Source organism: Streptomyces misionensis, from assembly GCF_900104815.1.
Taxonomy (GTDB): domain Bacteria; phylum Actinomycetota; class Actinomycetes; order Streptomycetales; family Streptomycetaceae; genus Streptomyces; species Streptomyces misionensis.
The window spans coordinates 633,168-645,466 of the sequence record NZ_FNTD01000004.1; the positions used below are offsets into that span (position 1 = coordinate 633,168).

The following is a 12,299-nucleotide window of genomic DNA, read 5'->3' on the forward strand; positions in this document are numbered from 1 at the left end:
ACGCGAAACCTCCTCGTGCCCCTGGCACATGCCGTACGGGCGGCCGCCGCGCGGTCGTGGACGGCGCGGCTCGCCTGCGCACCGCGGGGCGATTCGGCGGCGTGCGGGCCGTACGGCCCCGGGCCGGGGTCCGAACGGCACTCCCGAGGGTCGTGGCCGGGGGGTGACAGTGGGATCAGGAGCGGCACCGATCCCCCGCGGTGTCGCTCCGCCCACGCGGGACGCCCGCGGAAGACCGGCATCGCACCCCATCGACCTGCGCCCGCCGGGCGAGCCGCACGGCGGCGACGGGACGGAGGCGGCCGGCCTTGGCCGGACATCCCGCCGCCGCCCCGCCGCCCCGCCGCCCCGCCGCGGCGGCCCGCTGGTCGAGGTGCGCAGGGCCCGCAGCGGTTCCGCCCGCCGGGGCCCGGTGGCGCCGGGCCGTCCGGCCCCGGCCCCGGCCGGACCTCACCCTCCCCAGGACCACTCCGCGACCTCCGGCAGGTCGGTGCCGTGTTCGCGGATCCAGCCGTGGTGGCGGCTGCGGGCGTCGGCCATGGCCTGGCGGACGCCGGCGGCGCGGACGGCGAGGCCGGGGACGCGGTCGATGACGTCCATCACCAGTCGGTAGCGGTCCAGGTCGTTGCGCACGACCATGTCGAACGGCGTGGTCGTGGTGCCCGACTCCTTGTAGCCGCGCACGTGCAGGTTCTTGTGCCCGGCCCGCCGGTAGGCCAGCCGGTGGATCAGCCAGGGGTAGCCGTGGTAGGCGAAGATGACCGGTTTGTCGGTGGTGAACAGGCCGTCGTACTCGAAGTCGGGCATGCCGTGCGGGTGTTCGTCGTGCGGCAGCAGCCGGGTCATGTCGACCACGTTGACCACCCGCACCGCCAGCTCGGGCAGGTGCCGGCGCAGCAACTGGGCGGCGGCCAGCACCTCCTGGGTGGGCACGTCACCGGCGCAGGCGAGCACCACGTCGGGCGCGCCGCCGTTCTCGTTGCCCGCCCACTCCCAGATCCCGGCGCCGCGCGCACAGTGGGCGCGGGCCTGGTCCATGGTCAGCCAGTCGAAGCAGGGCTGCTTGCCGGCCACGACGACGTTGACGTAGTCGCGGCTGCGCAGCACGTGGTCGGCCACCGACAGCAGGGTGTTGGCGTCCGGCGGCAGGTAGACGCGGACCACTTCGGGGCTCTTGTTGAGGACGTGGTCCACGAACCCGGGGTCCTGGTGGGAGAACCCGTTGTGGTCCTGGCGCCAGACGTGGGAGGTGAGCAGGTAGTTGAGGGAGGCGATGGGGGCCCGCCAGGTCAGCCGCCGGGAGGTCTTCAGCCACTTGATGTGCTGGTTGACCATCGAGTCGACGATGTGCACGAACGCCTCGTAGCAGGAGAACAGCCCGTGCCGGCCGGTGAGCAGGTAGCCCTCCAGCCAGCCCTGGCAGAGGTGTTCGGAGAGGACCTCCAGCACCCGGCCGTGCCGGTCGAGGTGTTCGTCCACCGGCAGCACCTCGGCCTGCCACGCCTTGCCGCTGGCCGAGTAGACGGCCTGGAGCCGGTTGGAGGCGGTCTCGTCCGGGCCGACGAGACGGAAGTCCCGGCGATCCCGGGTGTCCTCCATGACCCTTTCCAGGAGGTCGCCGAGGACCCGGGTGGGCTCGTGCAGTGCGGCGCCCGGCTTCTCCACCGAGACGGCGAAGGTGTCGAGGGGCGGCAGCGGCAGTTCGCGCAGCAGCAGTCCGCCGTTGGCGTGCGGGTTCGAGCCGAGGCGCCGGGTGCCTTCGGGGACGCAGGCGAGGACGTCGGCGGACGGCCGTCCGTCCGCGCCGAACAGCTCCTCGGGCCGGTACGAGCGCAGCCACCGCTCCAGCTGCCGCAGGTGCGCGGGGTTCTCGCGGACGCCGGGCAGCGGGACCTGGTGGGCGCGCCAGGTGCCCTCGACGGGTTCGCCGTCCACCTCGGCGGGGCCGGTCCAGCCCTTGGGGGTGCGCAGGACGATCATCGGCCAGTGCGCCCGCTCGGTGCGCCCGTCCTCGCGGGCGGCGCGCTGCGTCCGCGCGATGCGGTCCAGGGCGTCCTCCATCGCCGCGGCCAGGGCGCGGTGCACCTCGGCGGGGTCGTCGCCGCTGACGTACAGGGGCTCGTGGCCGTATCCGCGCAGCAGTTCGTCGAGTTCGGCCTCGGGGAGCCGGGAGAGCACGGTGGGGTTGGCGATCTTGTAGCCGTTGAGGTGCAGGACGGGCAGCACGGCCCCGTCGTGCACCGGGTCGAGGAACTTGTCGGAGTGCCAGGAGGTGGCGAGCGGCCCGGTCTCCGCCTCGCCGTCGCCGACCACGCAGGCCACCAGCAGGTCCGGGTTGTCGAACGCGGCGCCGTAGGCGTGGGCGAGGGAGTAGCCGAGTTCGCCGCCCTCGTGGATCGAGCCGGGCGTCTCGGGGGCCACGTGGCTGGGCACGCCGCCGGGGAAGGAGAACTGCTTGAACAGCCGCTCCATGCCGGTGGCGTCCCGGCCGACGTCCGGGTAGGTCTCGCTGTAGCTGCCCTCCAGCCAGGAACCCGCGAGGACCGCCGGACCGCCGTGGCCGGGGCCCCACACGCACAGCGCGTCCAGGTCGCGCGCCTTGATCACGCGGTTGAGGTGCGTGTAGACGAGGTTGAGTCCGGGCGAGGTGCCCCAGTGGCCGAGCAGCCGCGGCTTGATGTGCTCGGGGCGCAGCGGCTCGGTCAGCAGCGGGTTGGCCATGAGGTAGATCTGGCCGGCGGCCAGGTAGTTGGCGGCGCGCCAGTGCGCGTCCAGGGTGCGCAGCTCGTCGTCGGTCAGGGGGCCGGCGGCGTCCTGGGTCATGGGTGCTCCGATCATCGTCGGGTGGGTGTCAGGCGGGTTCCGGTACGACGGCCACCGGGCAGTCCGCGTGGTGCAGCACTCCGTGGGCGACCCGCCCGAGCCGCAGGCCCAAGCGGCCGGTGCGGCGCCGGGCGCCGACGACCAGCAGCCCGGCGTCCCGGGACGCGGCGACGAGGACGTCCCGGGCGGGTCCCTCGGCGGTGCGCCGACACACCCGGAGGCCGTCCGGGAGGTCCTGGCGCAGTGCCTCCTCCAGCGCCCCGGCGGCCTCCTCCTCCGGGGTCCGGGAGGGCCGGCCGGAGAGCGGCGGATGCCCGGCGGCGGTGTGCGCGGGGCGCCGCCAGGCCCGTACGGCCTCCAGGGGCACGCCCCGCAGCGCGGCCTCCTCGGCCGCGAACCGCACCGCGGCCGGGCACGCCCCCTTCCCGGCGACGCCGAGGACGACGCGTCCGGGGGCCGCCGGCTCCTCGGGCCTGCCGCGCAGCACGACGACCGGGCAGTGGGCGTGCGCGGCGACCGACAGGCTGACGGAGCCGAGCAGGAGTTCGGCGACGCCGCTGCGGCCCCGGCGGCCGAGCACCACGAGGCGGGCGAGGCTGCTCTCGTTCACCAGCCCGAACTCCGGCTCCTCGGCGAGCACGGCGGTGGTGACCACGAGCCCCGGCCGGCGCTGGTGGGCCCGGCGTTCGGCGGCGCCCATGACGTCGCGGGCCATCACCTCCTCGACCGGTTTGCCGACCTCCTGGGCGATCAGGGAACCCTCGTAGCGTTCCCAGAGCGAGGCGTAGACCAGGCGGAGCGGCGCCCCGCGCAGGGCGGCCTCGTCGGCCGCCCGGTCCACGGCGCGCAGGCTCTCCTCGGAGCCGTCCACGCCGGCGACGACGGGCAGGTCCATCGTGTTCACCCTTCCTGGCGGAGGTCGACGACGCGGCGGGCCGGCACCACCCGGCACCACTGGCCATCGTCGACGGGGTCACCCGCGGACGCGAGCCGTACGCGGCGCTCCACGGCCATGCGGCCCTCCCGGGGCATACGGGCCGGTCAGGCGTGCGCGACGACGGCCACGGGGGCGCCGACGTGGTGCAGGACGGCGTGGGTGACATGGCCGATGTGGATGCCGAAGGGGCTGGTGCGCACCCGTCGGCCGACGACCACGAGGGAGGCTCCGCGGGCGGCCTCGACCAGGACCGGCGCGGCGTTGCCGGCCCGGCTCGCCTCGCTCACCTCGACGTCCGGATACTTCTGCCGCCAGGGCCGCAGCACCTCGGTGAGCAGGGCCGAGGCCCGGCGTCCGTAGGAGGGCACCACGGGCGGTTCGGCGGGGATGCCGTACGCGGCGTACGGCGGCGGGGTCCAGGCGTGCACGACCCGCACCGCGGCACCGCGGCGCGCGGCGGTGTCGAAGGCGAACTCCAGCAGCGCCTGGCAGGGCCCCTCGGGGTCGTCGATGTCGAGGCCGAGGACGACGGGCAGGAAGGGGGTCGCGGCGGACGGGACGCCCGAGGGGTCCGGCTGGTGCTCGTCGGCGGCCTGTTCACCCGCGCGGACCAGCACCACCGGACGCATGGTGCGGGCGATGACGGACAGTCCGGCCGAGCCGATCAGGAAGCCGCCGAACCGGCCGAGGCCGCGGGAGCCCAGGGCCAGCAGCTCCGAACCGTCGGCGGCCTCGGCCAGGGCGCGGGCCGGTTCGCCGGTGACCTGGTCGGTGACCACCTCGATGCGGGGGTGGCGCAGCCGCAGGCCCTCCGCGCAGTCGCGCACGGTCCGGGCCCACGCCTCGGCCGCCGCGCGCTCGTCCGCGTCCCCGCCGGTCTCCGGCTCCCGCACGTGCAGGATCTTCAACGGCAGGTCGCGCAGGGCCGCCTCGCGCGCCGCCCATTCGACGGCGGCCCGGCTCTCGGGCGAGCCGTCGAGGCCGGCGGTGACGGTTCGGGTCATGTCTCTCCACCTCTCGCCTGTCACCCCGGGGCGTCCACCGCGTGCGGTGTCCCACCTGCCGGGGCCGCGCCGCTCGGGGACAAGAGCGACGATTCCAGCGTTGCGCGCGGACGGCGAGCCGATCAGGGGCCGCTGGTCCCGGGCCGGGACCGACCGGCCCGCGCGAGCGGCCGGCGGCGGGGCCGGGCGGCCCCTGTGCCGACCGGCGGCGACCGGCGCACGCTGGGGACAGAGGGTCCCGCCCGGGGCGACTCCCGCCGGGACGTCCGTCGAGCAGCCACGGAGTCACCATGTACGGCACCCCGCACACCGTCAGCGATGTCATGACGACCACCGTCGCCGCCGTCGGCCGGCGGGCCCCCTTCAAGGAGCTCGTGGAGATGATGCAGGACTGGCAGGTCAGCGCCGTACCCGTGATCGAGGGCGAGGGGCGGGTGGTCGGGGTGGTCTCCGAGGCGGATCTGCTGCCCAAGGAGGAGCTGCGGGACGACCCGTCGGACGACTACCGGCGGCTGCGGCCCCGGTCCGACCTGGCGAAGGGCGAGGCGATCACCGCGGGAGACCTGATGTCCTCCCCCGCGGTCACCGTCCGGGCGGACGCGACGCTCGCCGAGGCCGCGCGGACCATGGCCCGGGCGCGGGTCAAGCGGCTGCCCGTGGTGGACGAGACCGGCATGCTGGAGGGCGTGGTGAGCCGCGCCGACCTGCTGAAGGTCTTCCTGCGCGGGGACCGGGAGATCCAGGAGGAGGTACGGCGCGAGATCGTGACGCCGCTCTTCCCGCCGCCGGACTCGGCCGTGGAACTGCGAGTGGAGGACGGTGTGGTGACGGTGCTCGGCCGGGTCCGGGACACCTCCCTGGTGCCCGTGGCCGCCCGGCTGGTGCGTGCGGTCGAGGGCGTCGTGGACGTGCGCTTCGACCTGGCGGCCGGTCAGCGGGCGGCGCACGTCTGACGGGCGGGCCGCTCCCGGGGAGGCCGGGCGTGACACCCTTGAGGGGCGCGCAGGTCGGCACATCCGTGTGAAATGGGGCCGATCGGCCCTGGTGCCCGCGACGACCGGCGGCGATGATCGGCCGGGTGACGGGCCGCAGCACGGCCGTTTCCGCAACGAGAGGTCGAGATGACCGAGACACGCACCTTCACGGCACAGGACCCGATCCGGGTGTTCCTCCTGGACGACCACGAGGTGGTCCGGCGCGGCCTGGCCGACCTGCTCGACGCCGAACCGGACATCTCCGTCGTCGGCGACGCCGACACCGCCGCGCACGCGCTGGTCCGGGGCCCCGCGCTGCGCCCGCACGTCGCCGTGCTCGACGTCCGGCTGCCCGACGGGGACGGCATCTCGGTCTGCCGCGAGCTGCGCGACCGGATGCCGGAGCTGGCGTGTCTGATGCTGACCTCGTTCGACGACGAGGACGCCCTGCTGGACGCGATCATGGCCGGTGCCTCCGGCTATGTGCTCAAGCAGATCAAGGGGTCCGACCTGGTCTCCGCGGTGCGCACGGTCGCCTCCGGCCAGTCGATGCTGGACCCGGAGACGACGGCCCGGCTGATGCGTTCGCTGCGGGCCGACCCCGAGGAGACGCCGTCGCTGCCGCCGGAGCTGGCGAGCCTGTCGCCGCGGGAGCGGGACATCCTGGCGCTGATCGGGGACGGCCTGACCAACCGTGAGATCGGCCGGAAGCTGTACCTGTCGGAGAAGACGGTCAAGAACCACATCTCGCGGCTGCTGGCCAAGCTCGGGGTGCAGCGGCGCGTCCAGGCCGCCGTGCTCGCCTCCCAGCTGGAGCCGCGGGACGCGAAGGAACACTCCGCGCGCTGACCGACTCCCGTACCCGTCACGGCAGTTGGGGGACGACGGCCACCGGGCACAGGGCGTGGTGCAGCAGCCGGTGGGTGACGCGGCCCAGCTGGAGCCCGTGGCGGCCGTGTTCCCTGCGCACCCCGAGGACCAGCAGGTCGGCGGCGGCCGACCGGTGCAGGAGCACCTTGCCGGGCGGCCCTTCGAGGACGGTCCGGGAGACCCGTACGCCCGGGTGTCCGGCCGGCGCCGGCCCGAGCAGTTCGTCGATCGCCGCGGCGGCCTCCTCCTCGTCGTCGCGCTCCGTCGCCGCGGGTGCGCCGGGCCGGCGCCAGGCGCGTACGGCGTCGAGGACGCACCGGCGGGCGGCGGCCTCGCGCAACGCGAAGCCGGCGGCCGTTCCGGCGGCGCCGGGCTCGCCGACGCCGAGCAGCACCCGGTCGTGCGTGCCCTCGACCCCGGCCCTGTCGCCGCGGACCACGATCACCGGTCCGCAGGCCCGCCCGGCCACGGCCAGGGCGACCGACCCGAGGAGCAGGCTCTTCAGCCCGCCCCGGCCCCGGCTTCCGGTGACCACCGCGGTGGCGTTGTCGCCCTCGGCGAGCAGCGCGGCCACCGGATCGTCGGCCAGGACGGCGGAATCGACCTCCAGGTCCGGGGCGCGCCGCCCCGCCCGTTCGGCCGCCGAGGCCACGATGTGTTCGGCCATCACCCGCGGGGCGGGCCGCTCGCCGCCGAGCGACGGGAGCCGGTCCTCGTACCGCTCCCAGAGCGAGGCGTGCACGATCCTCAGCGGCAGCCCGAGCCGGACCGCCTCGTCGGTCGCCCAGTCCACCGCCACCAGGCCGTCCTCGGAGCCGTCGACGCCCACGACCAGGGGCAGAGGCATCGTTCTCACCTGCCTTTTCTCGGCCGCGCGCGAGCGGCGCGCGACCTACGGGTCCGGTTCCGCGCCGACACGGCCGGACGGACCAGCGGATGGGTACATGCTCCCCGTCCCGGGGAATCCGATTCCCCTGCGGGGACCGGGCGGCCCCTGCCCGGCGCCGGCCCGTCCGACGCGGGCTGGTGGCGGCGCCCGGCGCGGTCCCCCGGTTCCGTGTCCCCCGTCGATGTGCGAAGGAGGCCGCATGACTCGTGTCCCGCCGTCCGCGGAAGGCCCGGTGAGCGTCGGCCGGCTGATGTCCGCGCCGCCCGTGACCGTCGCCCCGGACGTCTCCCTGGCGGAGGCCACCCGGCGGATGGCCGAGGCCGCCGTCGGTTCCCTGCTCGTCGTCGAGGACGGCACGCTGTGCGGGATCGTCACCGACCGCGATCTGGCGCTGCGCGGGCTGGGCGAGGGCCTGCCGCTGGGCAGCCGCGTCGACGCGGTGATGTCGCCGCGGGTGGTCACGCTCGACGCGGGCGACGAGATCCACGCGGCCTACCGCGCCTTCCGCCGCACCGGGGTGCGCCGGCTGCCCGTCCTGGACGGCGGGCGGCCGGTGGGCGTGCTGACGCTGGACGACCTGCTGCTGGACGTCTTCCGCCGGCTGGCCGATCTGCTCGGGCCGGTCGCCTGGAGCGTGCTGCGCGAGCCGCCCGGACCGCCGTAGGCCGACGGGTTCAGGTCTCCTCGGTGCGGACGATCACCACCGGGCAGGCCGCGTGCGCGGCCACCCGCTGGCTGACCGACCCCAGCATGACGCGGGCGAAGCCGCCCCGGCCCCGGTTGCCGACGACCAGCACCTCGGCGCCCTCGGCGGCCCGCAGCAGGACCTCGGCGGGGTTGCCGTGCGCCACGCGGGTGTGCACCTTGGCGGCCTTCTCGGCGCCGAGGACCTCCGTCAGCTCCTGCCGCATCTGCTCTCGGGTGGCCTCCTCGTCGATGTACATGTCCACCGCGGGCGCGGACCAGCCGTACAGCGGCACTTCCCAGGCCGCGACGGCCTCGACGGCGCCACCGACGAAACCGGCGTAACGTACGGCCCAGCGCACCGCTTCGAAGGAGGACGGCGAGCCGTCGACCCCCACCACGACCCGGGGCTTGGAGACGTCCTGGTCCATCTGTCCACCTCTCTGCGTGCCCCCTGTCCTCCACGCTGCGCGACGCGCCGCCGGGGCGCCAGAAAAGAGCGTCCGTTCGGCCCTGCCGCCGGGCGCCCCGGGGGTGCATCCTGCGGGAAGAGGACCGGGAGGTGAGCCAGGGATGGCACGTCGGACCAAGAAGAACGGCAAGAACCGGGCCGCGCGCGACTGCGGGGCCCCGCTGCCCGCACGCCGCGGCGCGCGCCCCCGCACCGCCCACGCCACCCCGGGCGCCGGGCACTGGCGCGGTCACGGCGCCGGGAACCAGTGGCTGCTGCTGCCCGGTGGCACCTGGCGGCGGGTAGAGACGATCCGGGTGCGCGGGCTGTTCGGTTAGGCCTGCTTCACGGATCGTGCCGGGCACGGCGTGACACGCCTACACGGGCTGCCAGGGGTTGCTCTCGTAGCAGCCGACGAGCAGGTCGGTCAGTGCCGGGTCGACGGCCAGCGCCGTCGCGTCGACGCCCGCGACCGGGACGGCCGGCGAGATGGAGTTCGAGAGGAAGGCCGCGAGGGCGGGGGTGCCGGCCGCCCAGGTCCCGAGGTCCCGCAGGTGGACCTCCCGCCGCTCGGACGGGACGCCCTTCGCCGCCAGTCCCCGCTCCAACAGCTGCATCGTGATCCCGGGCAGCACGGCGGCCCGGGGCCAGATCACCCGCTCGCCGTCGAAGAAACCGATGTTCGAGACCGAGGCCTCGCCGATCCGGCCGTCGCGGTCGACGAACAGCGCGTCGTCGTACCCGGCGAGCACCGCCCGGCGCCGGTGGAGACCGAGTCCGAAGGTCCCCGCGTGCTTGACGTGCGCGAGGTCCCGCTCGTACGCCACGGTCCGCAGCCGCACGGGCGAGGTCCGCTCCGGGAGCGGGTCGCCGGTCGTCACGGCCACGTCCGGGGCCACCTCCTCGCCGCGCAGCACGGCGTCCTGCCGGCGGCTGAAGACGGTCACGCGCACCGACGCCGCGTCCGGGCGGGCGAGCAGCGCGTGCCGGACGAAGGACCGCACCCGCTCGGTGTCCAGACCCGTGCCGAACAGCTCCCGCGTATTGTCCGCCAGCCGCTTCAGGTGCAGATCCAGTCCCCGGACCGCCCCGCCCCGCGCCTGCATCGACGAGAAGTGCGCGTAGGTGGCCCGCGCGAGCACCTTCAGGTCCTCGCCGTCCGCTTCGGCACCGTTGACTTCCACCCGGTCGATGACGACCCCTCCCTCGCCCGTATCCGGCCCTGGCCTGTCCCGGCCACCCTAAGGGCTGCGGTGCGAACCGAGCGAAGCCACGACCACCGCGGACCGAAGCTCGCCGCGCTGACTGCGGCGATTCCGGCTACGGTCGATGACGCGACGGTCTCGCGCATGCCGCGCGAGCACTCTCGTGTCGGACGTCGTGCGCTCAGAGACAAGACGCCGCGATATGACTCCCTACTGTGGAGGGGTCTCGCCGCCCATCGCTCACCCGAGGACTCACCGTGACCCGGCCCACCATCGTTCTCGTCCATGGAGCGTTCGCCGACGCCTCCTCCTACGCCCCCGTCACCTCCCGGTTACTGAAGAGGGGCTTCAAGCTGCAGGCCGTCGGAGCAACCAAGTGAGCTCCGCCAGGTGAGCTCCACGCGGCTCGGGCGGCAGGCCGGCCGAGAGCCGTCCAAAGGCGAGAACTTCTCGCACAGGCGCGGCAGCCGGCCGACACACCCCGGCGTTCACCGGGACACGGGTCGACTGACGCTATGCACAACCGAACATCCGAACAAGCAGAGGAAGCAGTAATGAGCACAGTCACCACGCCGGACGGCACCGTCATCTTCTACAAGGACTGGGGCCCGCGGGACGCCCAGCCGATCGTCTTCCACCACGGCTGGCCGCTCAGCTCGGACGACTGGGACGCCCAGTTGCTGTTCTTCCTCTCCAAGGGCTACCGCGTCATCGCCCACGACCGCCGCGGGCACGGGCGCTCCAGCCAGCCCTCGACCGGCCACGAGATGGACACCTACGTCGCCGACGTCAACGTGCTGACCGACCACCTGGACCTGCAGGGAGCGGTGCACATCGGGCACTCCACCGGCGGCGGCGAGGTCGCGCGCTACGTGGCGCAGGCCAAGCCCGGCCGGGTCTCCAAGGCGGTACTAGTCTCTGCCGTCCCCCCGGTCATGGTGAAGAAGGACAGTAACCCCGAAGGCACTCCGATCGAGGTCTTCGACGGATTCCGTGCCGCGCTCGCCGCCAATCGGGCCCAGTTCTTCATCGATGTCCCGGCCGGCCCTTTCTACGGCTTCAACCGGCCCGGGGCCGAGGTGTCCCAGGGACTCATCGACCGGTGGTGGTGGCAGGGCATGATGGGCGCGACGAACGCCCACTACGAATGCATCAAGGCGTTCTCGGAGACCGACTTCACCGAGGACCTCAAGAAGATCGACGTCCCCGTGCTCGTGATGCACGGGACGGACGACCAGGTCGTGCCGTACGCCGACTCGGCCCCGAAGTCCGTTGAGCTGCTCAAGGACGGCACGCTCAAGAGCTACGAGGGTTACCCCCACGGCATGCTGTCGACGCACCCTGAGGTGCTCAACGCCGACATCCTGGCCTTCGTGGAGGGTTAAGACGCACCATCCGCCTCGCCGGGCGACAGCGGGAACCTGATAGCGACACACCGTCCCCCGGTAATGCCCATGCGGGCCGTTACCGGGGGACGCGCGGGGTCTGTCGAACGAACGACGGTGTAACTGGGGTAGTAGGTGCTAATGGCCCGCGTCCAGACGATCGACCGTCTTCCAGCCGTGACCGTACTGGGCCGTCCGTGACTTCTTTCTCGAGGCGAACTGGGCCTGCGCCCCCCGGCGCGCACGCAGTCATCAGTGCCTCGCCGGAGTCGGCGATCACGCGCAGCGCCCGCTCGCTCCACACCCGCCCGGAGCGATGCACGTCGCCCCGTGCGACCGTCTGCCCCGTCGAGAAGGTCTTCACCGCAGCTTCCTCGTGAGCACGGATCAAAGCGTCCGGCCGCGCGGGCACCACCTCAGCGCTTCGAGGACGGACTGGGCAAGCCGCCGTTCGGGTCGGCCTCCCCGGCTCTCGCGTTCACAACAACCCCGCTGTCAGGCTCCTGCCTCACCACTCTGCGTACGCTGCTTGGCCCGTTCGACCTGGCGCAGCAACAGGTCGGCGAACTGGATGATCTCCGCAGCCTCGATCGGGTCGTCGAACTTCACGGTGCGATGGCTGGAGGGGTTCTTTTACGCGCCCATGGCTCCGGCGAAGAGAGCCGAGGCGGCTTCCTGCTCGCCGCCTTCGGCTTCGGCGTCAGCCAGTGGCCCGCCGACTTTGCCATTCTTGTGTGGCTGGAACGCTGCACGCACGAGGGGCACGCCGACCAGGGAGTTGTCGAGGCCGGATGCTTCGCGCACGGCGACCTCGACTGCTTTCATGGCCGCGAAGCTGGCGATCTCGTACTCGCCCAGATGGAAGTTGGTGCGCACCGGCCCCTCAAGGGCTGGGTGCAACGGGCCTGAAAAGCGTTCGCCGGCCTCGAACCGAGCCAGGCCAGAAGGCTCCTTCGCCAGCTCCATGCCCTCCTGCGAGACCCGGCGGAAGGCTTCCTTCTGGGTTCGGTCCCGGGCGAGCAGCGCCCGGGGACTCAAGCCATGACCAGGCATCGGCCAGCTTGTCGAGAAGTCGGC

At 73.7% G+C, this 12,299-nt stretch carries 11 protein-coding genes and 1 pseudogene; 5 read left to right on the plus strand and 7 right to left on the minus strand.

What is annotated here, in order from left to right:
• Positions 1-450: 450 nt before the first annotated feature.
• The 3 genes from BLW85_RS04235 to BLW85_RS04245 all read right to left on the minus strand — a co-directional run bounded on the left by BLW85_RS04235 (position 451) and on the right by BLW85_RS04245 (position 4,764).
• Positions 451-2,823, minus strand: coding sequence for a phosphoketolase family protein (locus BLW85_RS04235; protein WP_074990736.1), 2,373 nt, complete (start codon positions 2,821-2,823; stop codon positions 451-453).
• Between the two features lie 28 nt (positions 2,824-2,851).
• On the minus strand, positions 2,852-3,718 hold the full coding sequence (locus tag BLW85_RS04240; RefSeq protein WP_074995967.1) for a universal stress protein: 867 nt from the start codon (positions 3,716-3,718) through the stop codon (positions 2,852-2,854).
• Between the two features lie 146 nt (positions 3,719-3,864).
• The gene (locus BLW85_RS04245; RefSeq protein ID WP_070024851.1) at positions 3,865-4,764 is read right to left on the minus strand and encodes a universal stress protein; all 900 of its coding nucleotides are present in this window, start codon (positions 4,762-4,764) and stop codon (positions 3,865-3,867) included.
• Between the two features lie 290 nt (positions 4,765-5,054).
• On the opposite strand from BLW85_RS04245, the gene BLW85_RS04250 reads away from it, so the two are divergent.
• The gene (locus tag BLW85_RS04250; RefSeq protein ID WP_074990739.1) at positions 5,055-5,717 is read left to right on the plus strand and encodes a CBS domain-containing protein; all 663 of its coding nucleotides are present in this window, start codon (positions 5,055-5,057) and stop codon (positions 5,715-5,717) included.
• 168 nt (positions 5,718-5,885) lie between these two features.
• Positions 5,886-6,587 (plus strand): response regulator, encoded by a 702-nt coding sequence (locus BLW85_RS04255; protein ID WP_074990740.1) that lies wholly within the window; start codon positions 5,886-5,888, stop codon positions 6,585-6,587.
• A gap of 16 nt (positions 6,588-6,603) precedes the next feature.
• On the opposite strand, the gene BLW85_RS04260 is transcribed toward BLW85_RS04255, so the two are convergent.
• On the minus strand, positions 6,604-7,455 hold the full coding sequence (locus BLW85_RS04260; protein WP_074990742.1) for a universal stress protein: 852 nt from the start codon (positions 7,453-7,455) through the stop codon (positions 6,604-6,606).
• Between the two features lie 241 nt (positions 7,456-7,696).
• Between BLW85_RS04260 and BLW85_RS04265 the strand changes: the two genes are divergently transcribed.
• On the plus strand, positions 7,697-8,161 hold the full coding sequence (locus BLW85_RS04265) for a CBS domain-containing protein (RefSeq protein ID WP_244174806.1): 465 nt from the start codon (positions 7,697-7,699) through the stop codon (positions 8,159-8,161).
• 10 nt (positions 8,162-8,171) lie between these two features.
• Here the strand turns inward: BLW85_RS04265 and BLW85_RS04270 are convergent, their stop codons facing one another.
• A complete protein-coding gene (locus BLW85_RS04270; RefSeq protein ID WP_074990745.1) occupies positions 8,172-8,612 on the minus strand; it encodes a universal stress protein in 441 nt (146 codons plus the stop codon).
• 142 nt (positions 8,613-8,754) lie between these two features.
• On the opposite strand from BLW85_RS04270, the gene BLW85_RS04275 reads away from it, so the two are divergent.
• Positions 8,755-8,970 (plus strand): hypothetical protein, encoded by a 216-nt coding sequence (locus BLW85_RS04275; protein ID WP_070024846.1) that lies wholly within the window; start codon positions 8,755-8,757, stop codon positions 8,968-8,970.
• Positions 8,971-9,009: 39 nt separating this feature from the next.
• Here BLW85_RS04275 and BLW85_RS04280 read toward each other — a convergent pair whose 3' ends face one another.
• Positions 9,010-9,816, minus strand: coding sequence for an aminotransferase class IV (locus BLW85_RS04280; protein WP_208624812.1), 807 nt, complete (start codon positions 9,814-9,816; stop codon positions 9,010-9,012).
• 575 nt (positions 9,817-10,391) lie between these two features.
• On the opposite strand from BLW85_RS04280, the gene BLW85_RS04285 reads away from it, so the two are divergent.
• Positions 10,392-11,222, plus strand: a complete 831-nt coding sequence (locus tag BLW85_RS04285; protein ID WP_030753136.1) for an alpha/beta fold hydrolase — start codon at positions 10,392-10,394, stop codon at positions 11,220-11,222.
• Positions 11,223-11,717: 495 nt separating this feature from the next.
• Here BLW85_RS04285 and BLW85_RS41035 read toward each other — a convergent pair.
• Positions 11,718-12,275, minus strand: a pseudogene (locus BLW85_RS41035) (TIGR02391 family protein).
• Between the last annotated feature and the right edge of the window lie 24 nt (positions 12,276-12,299).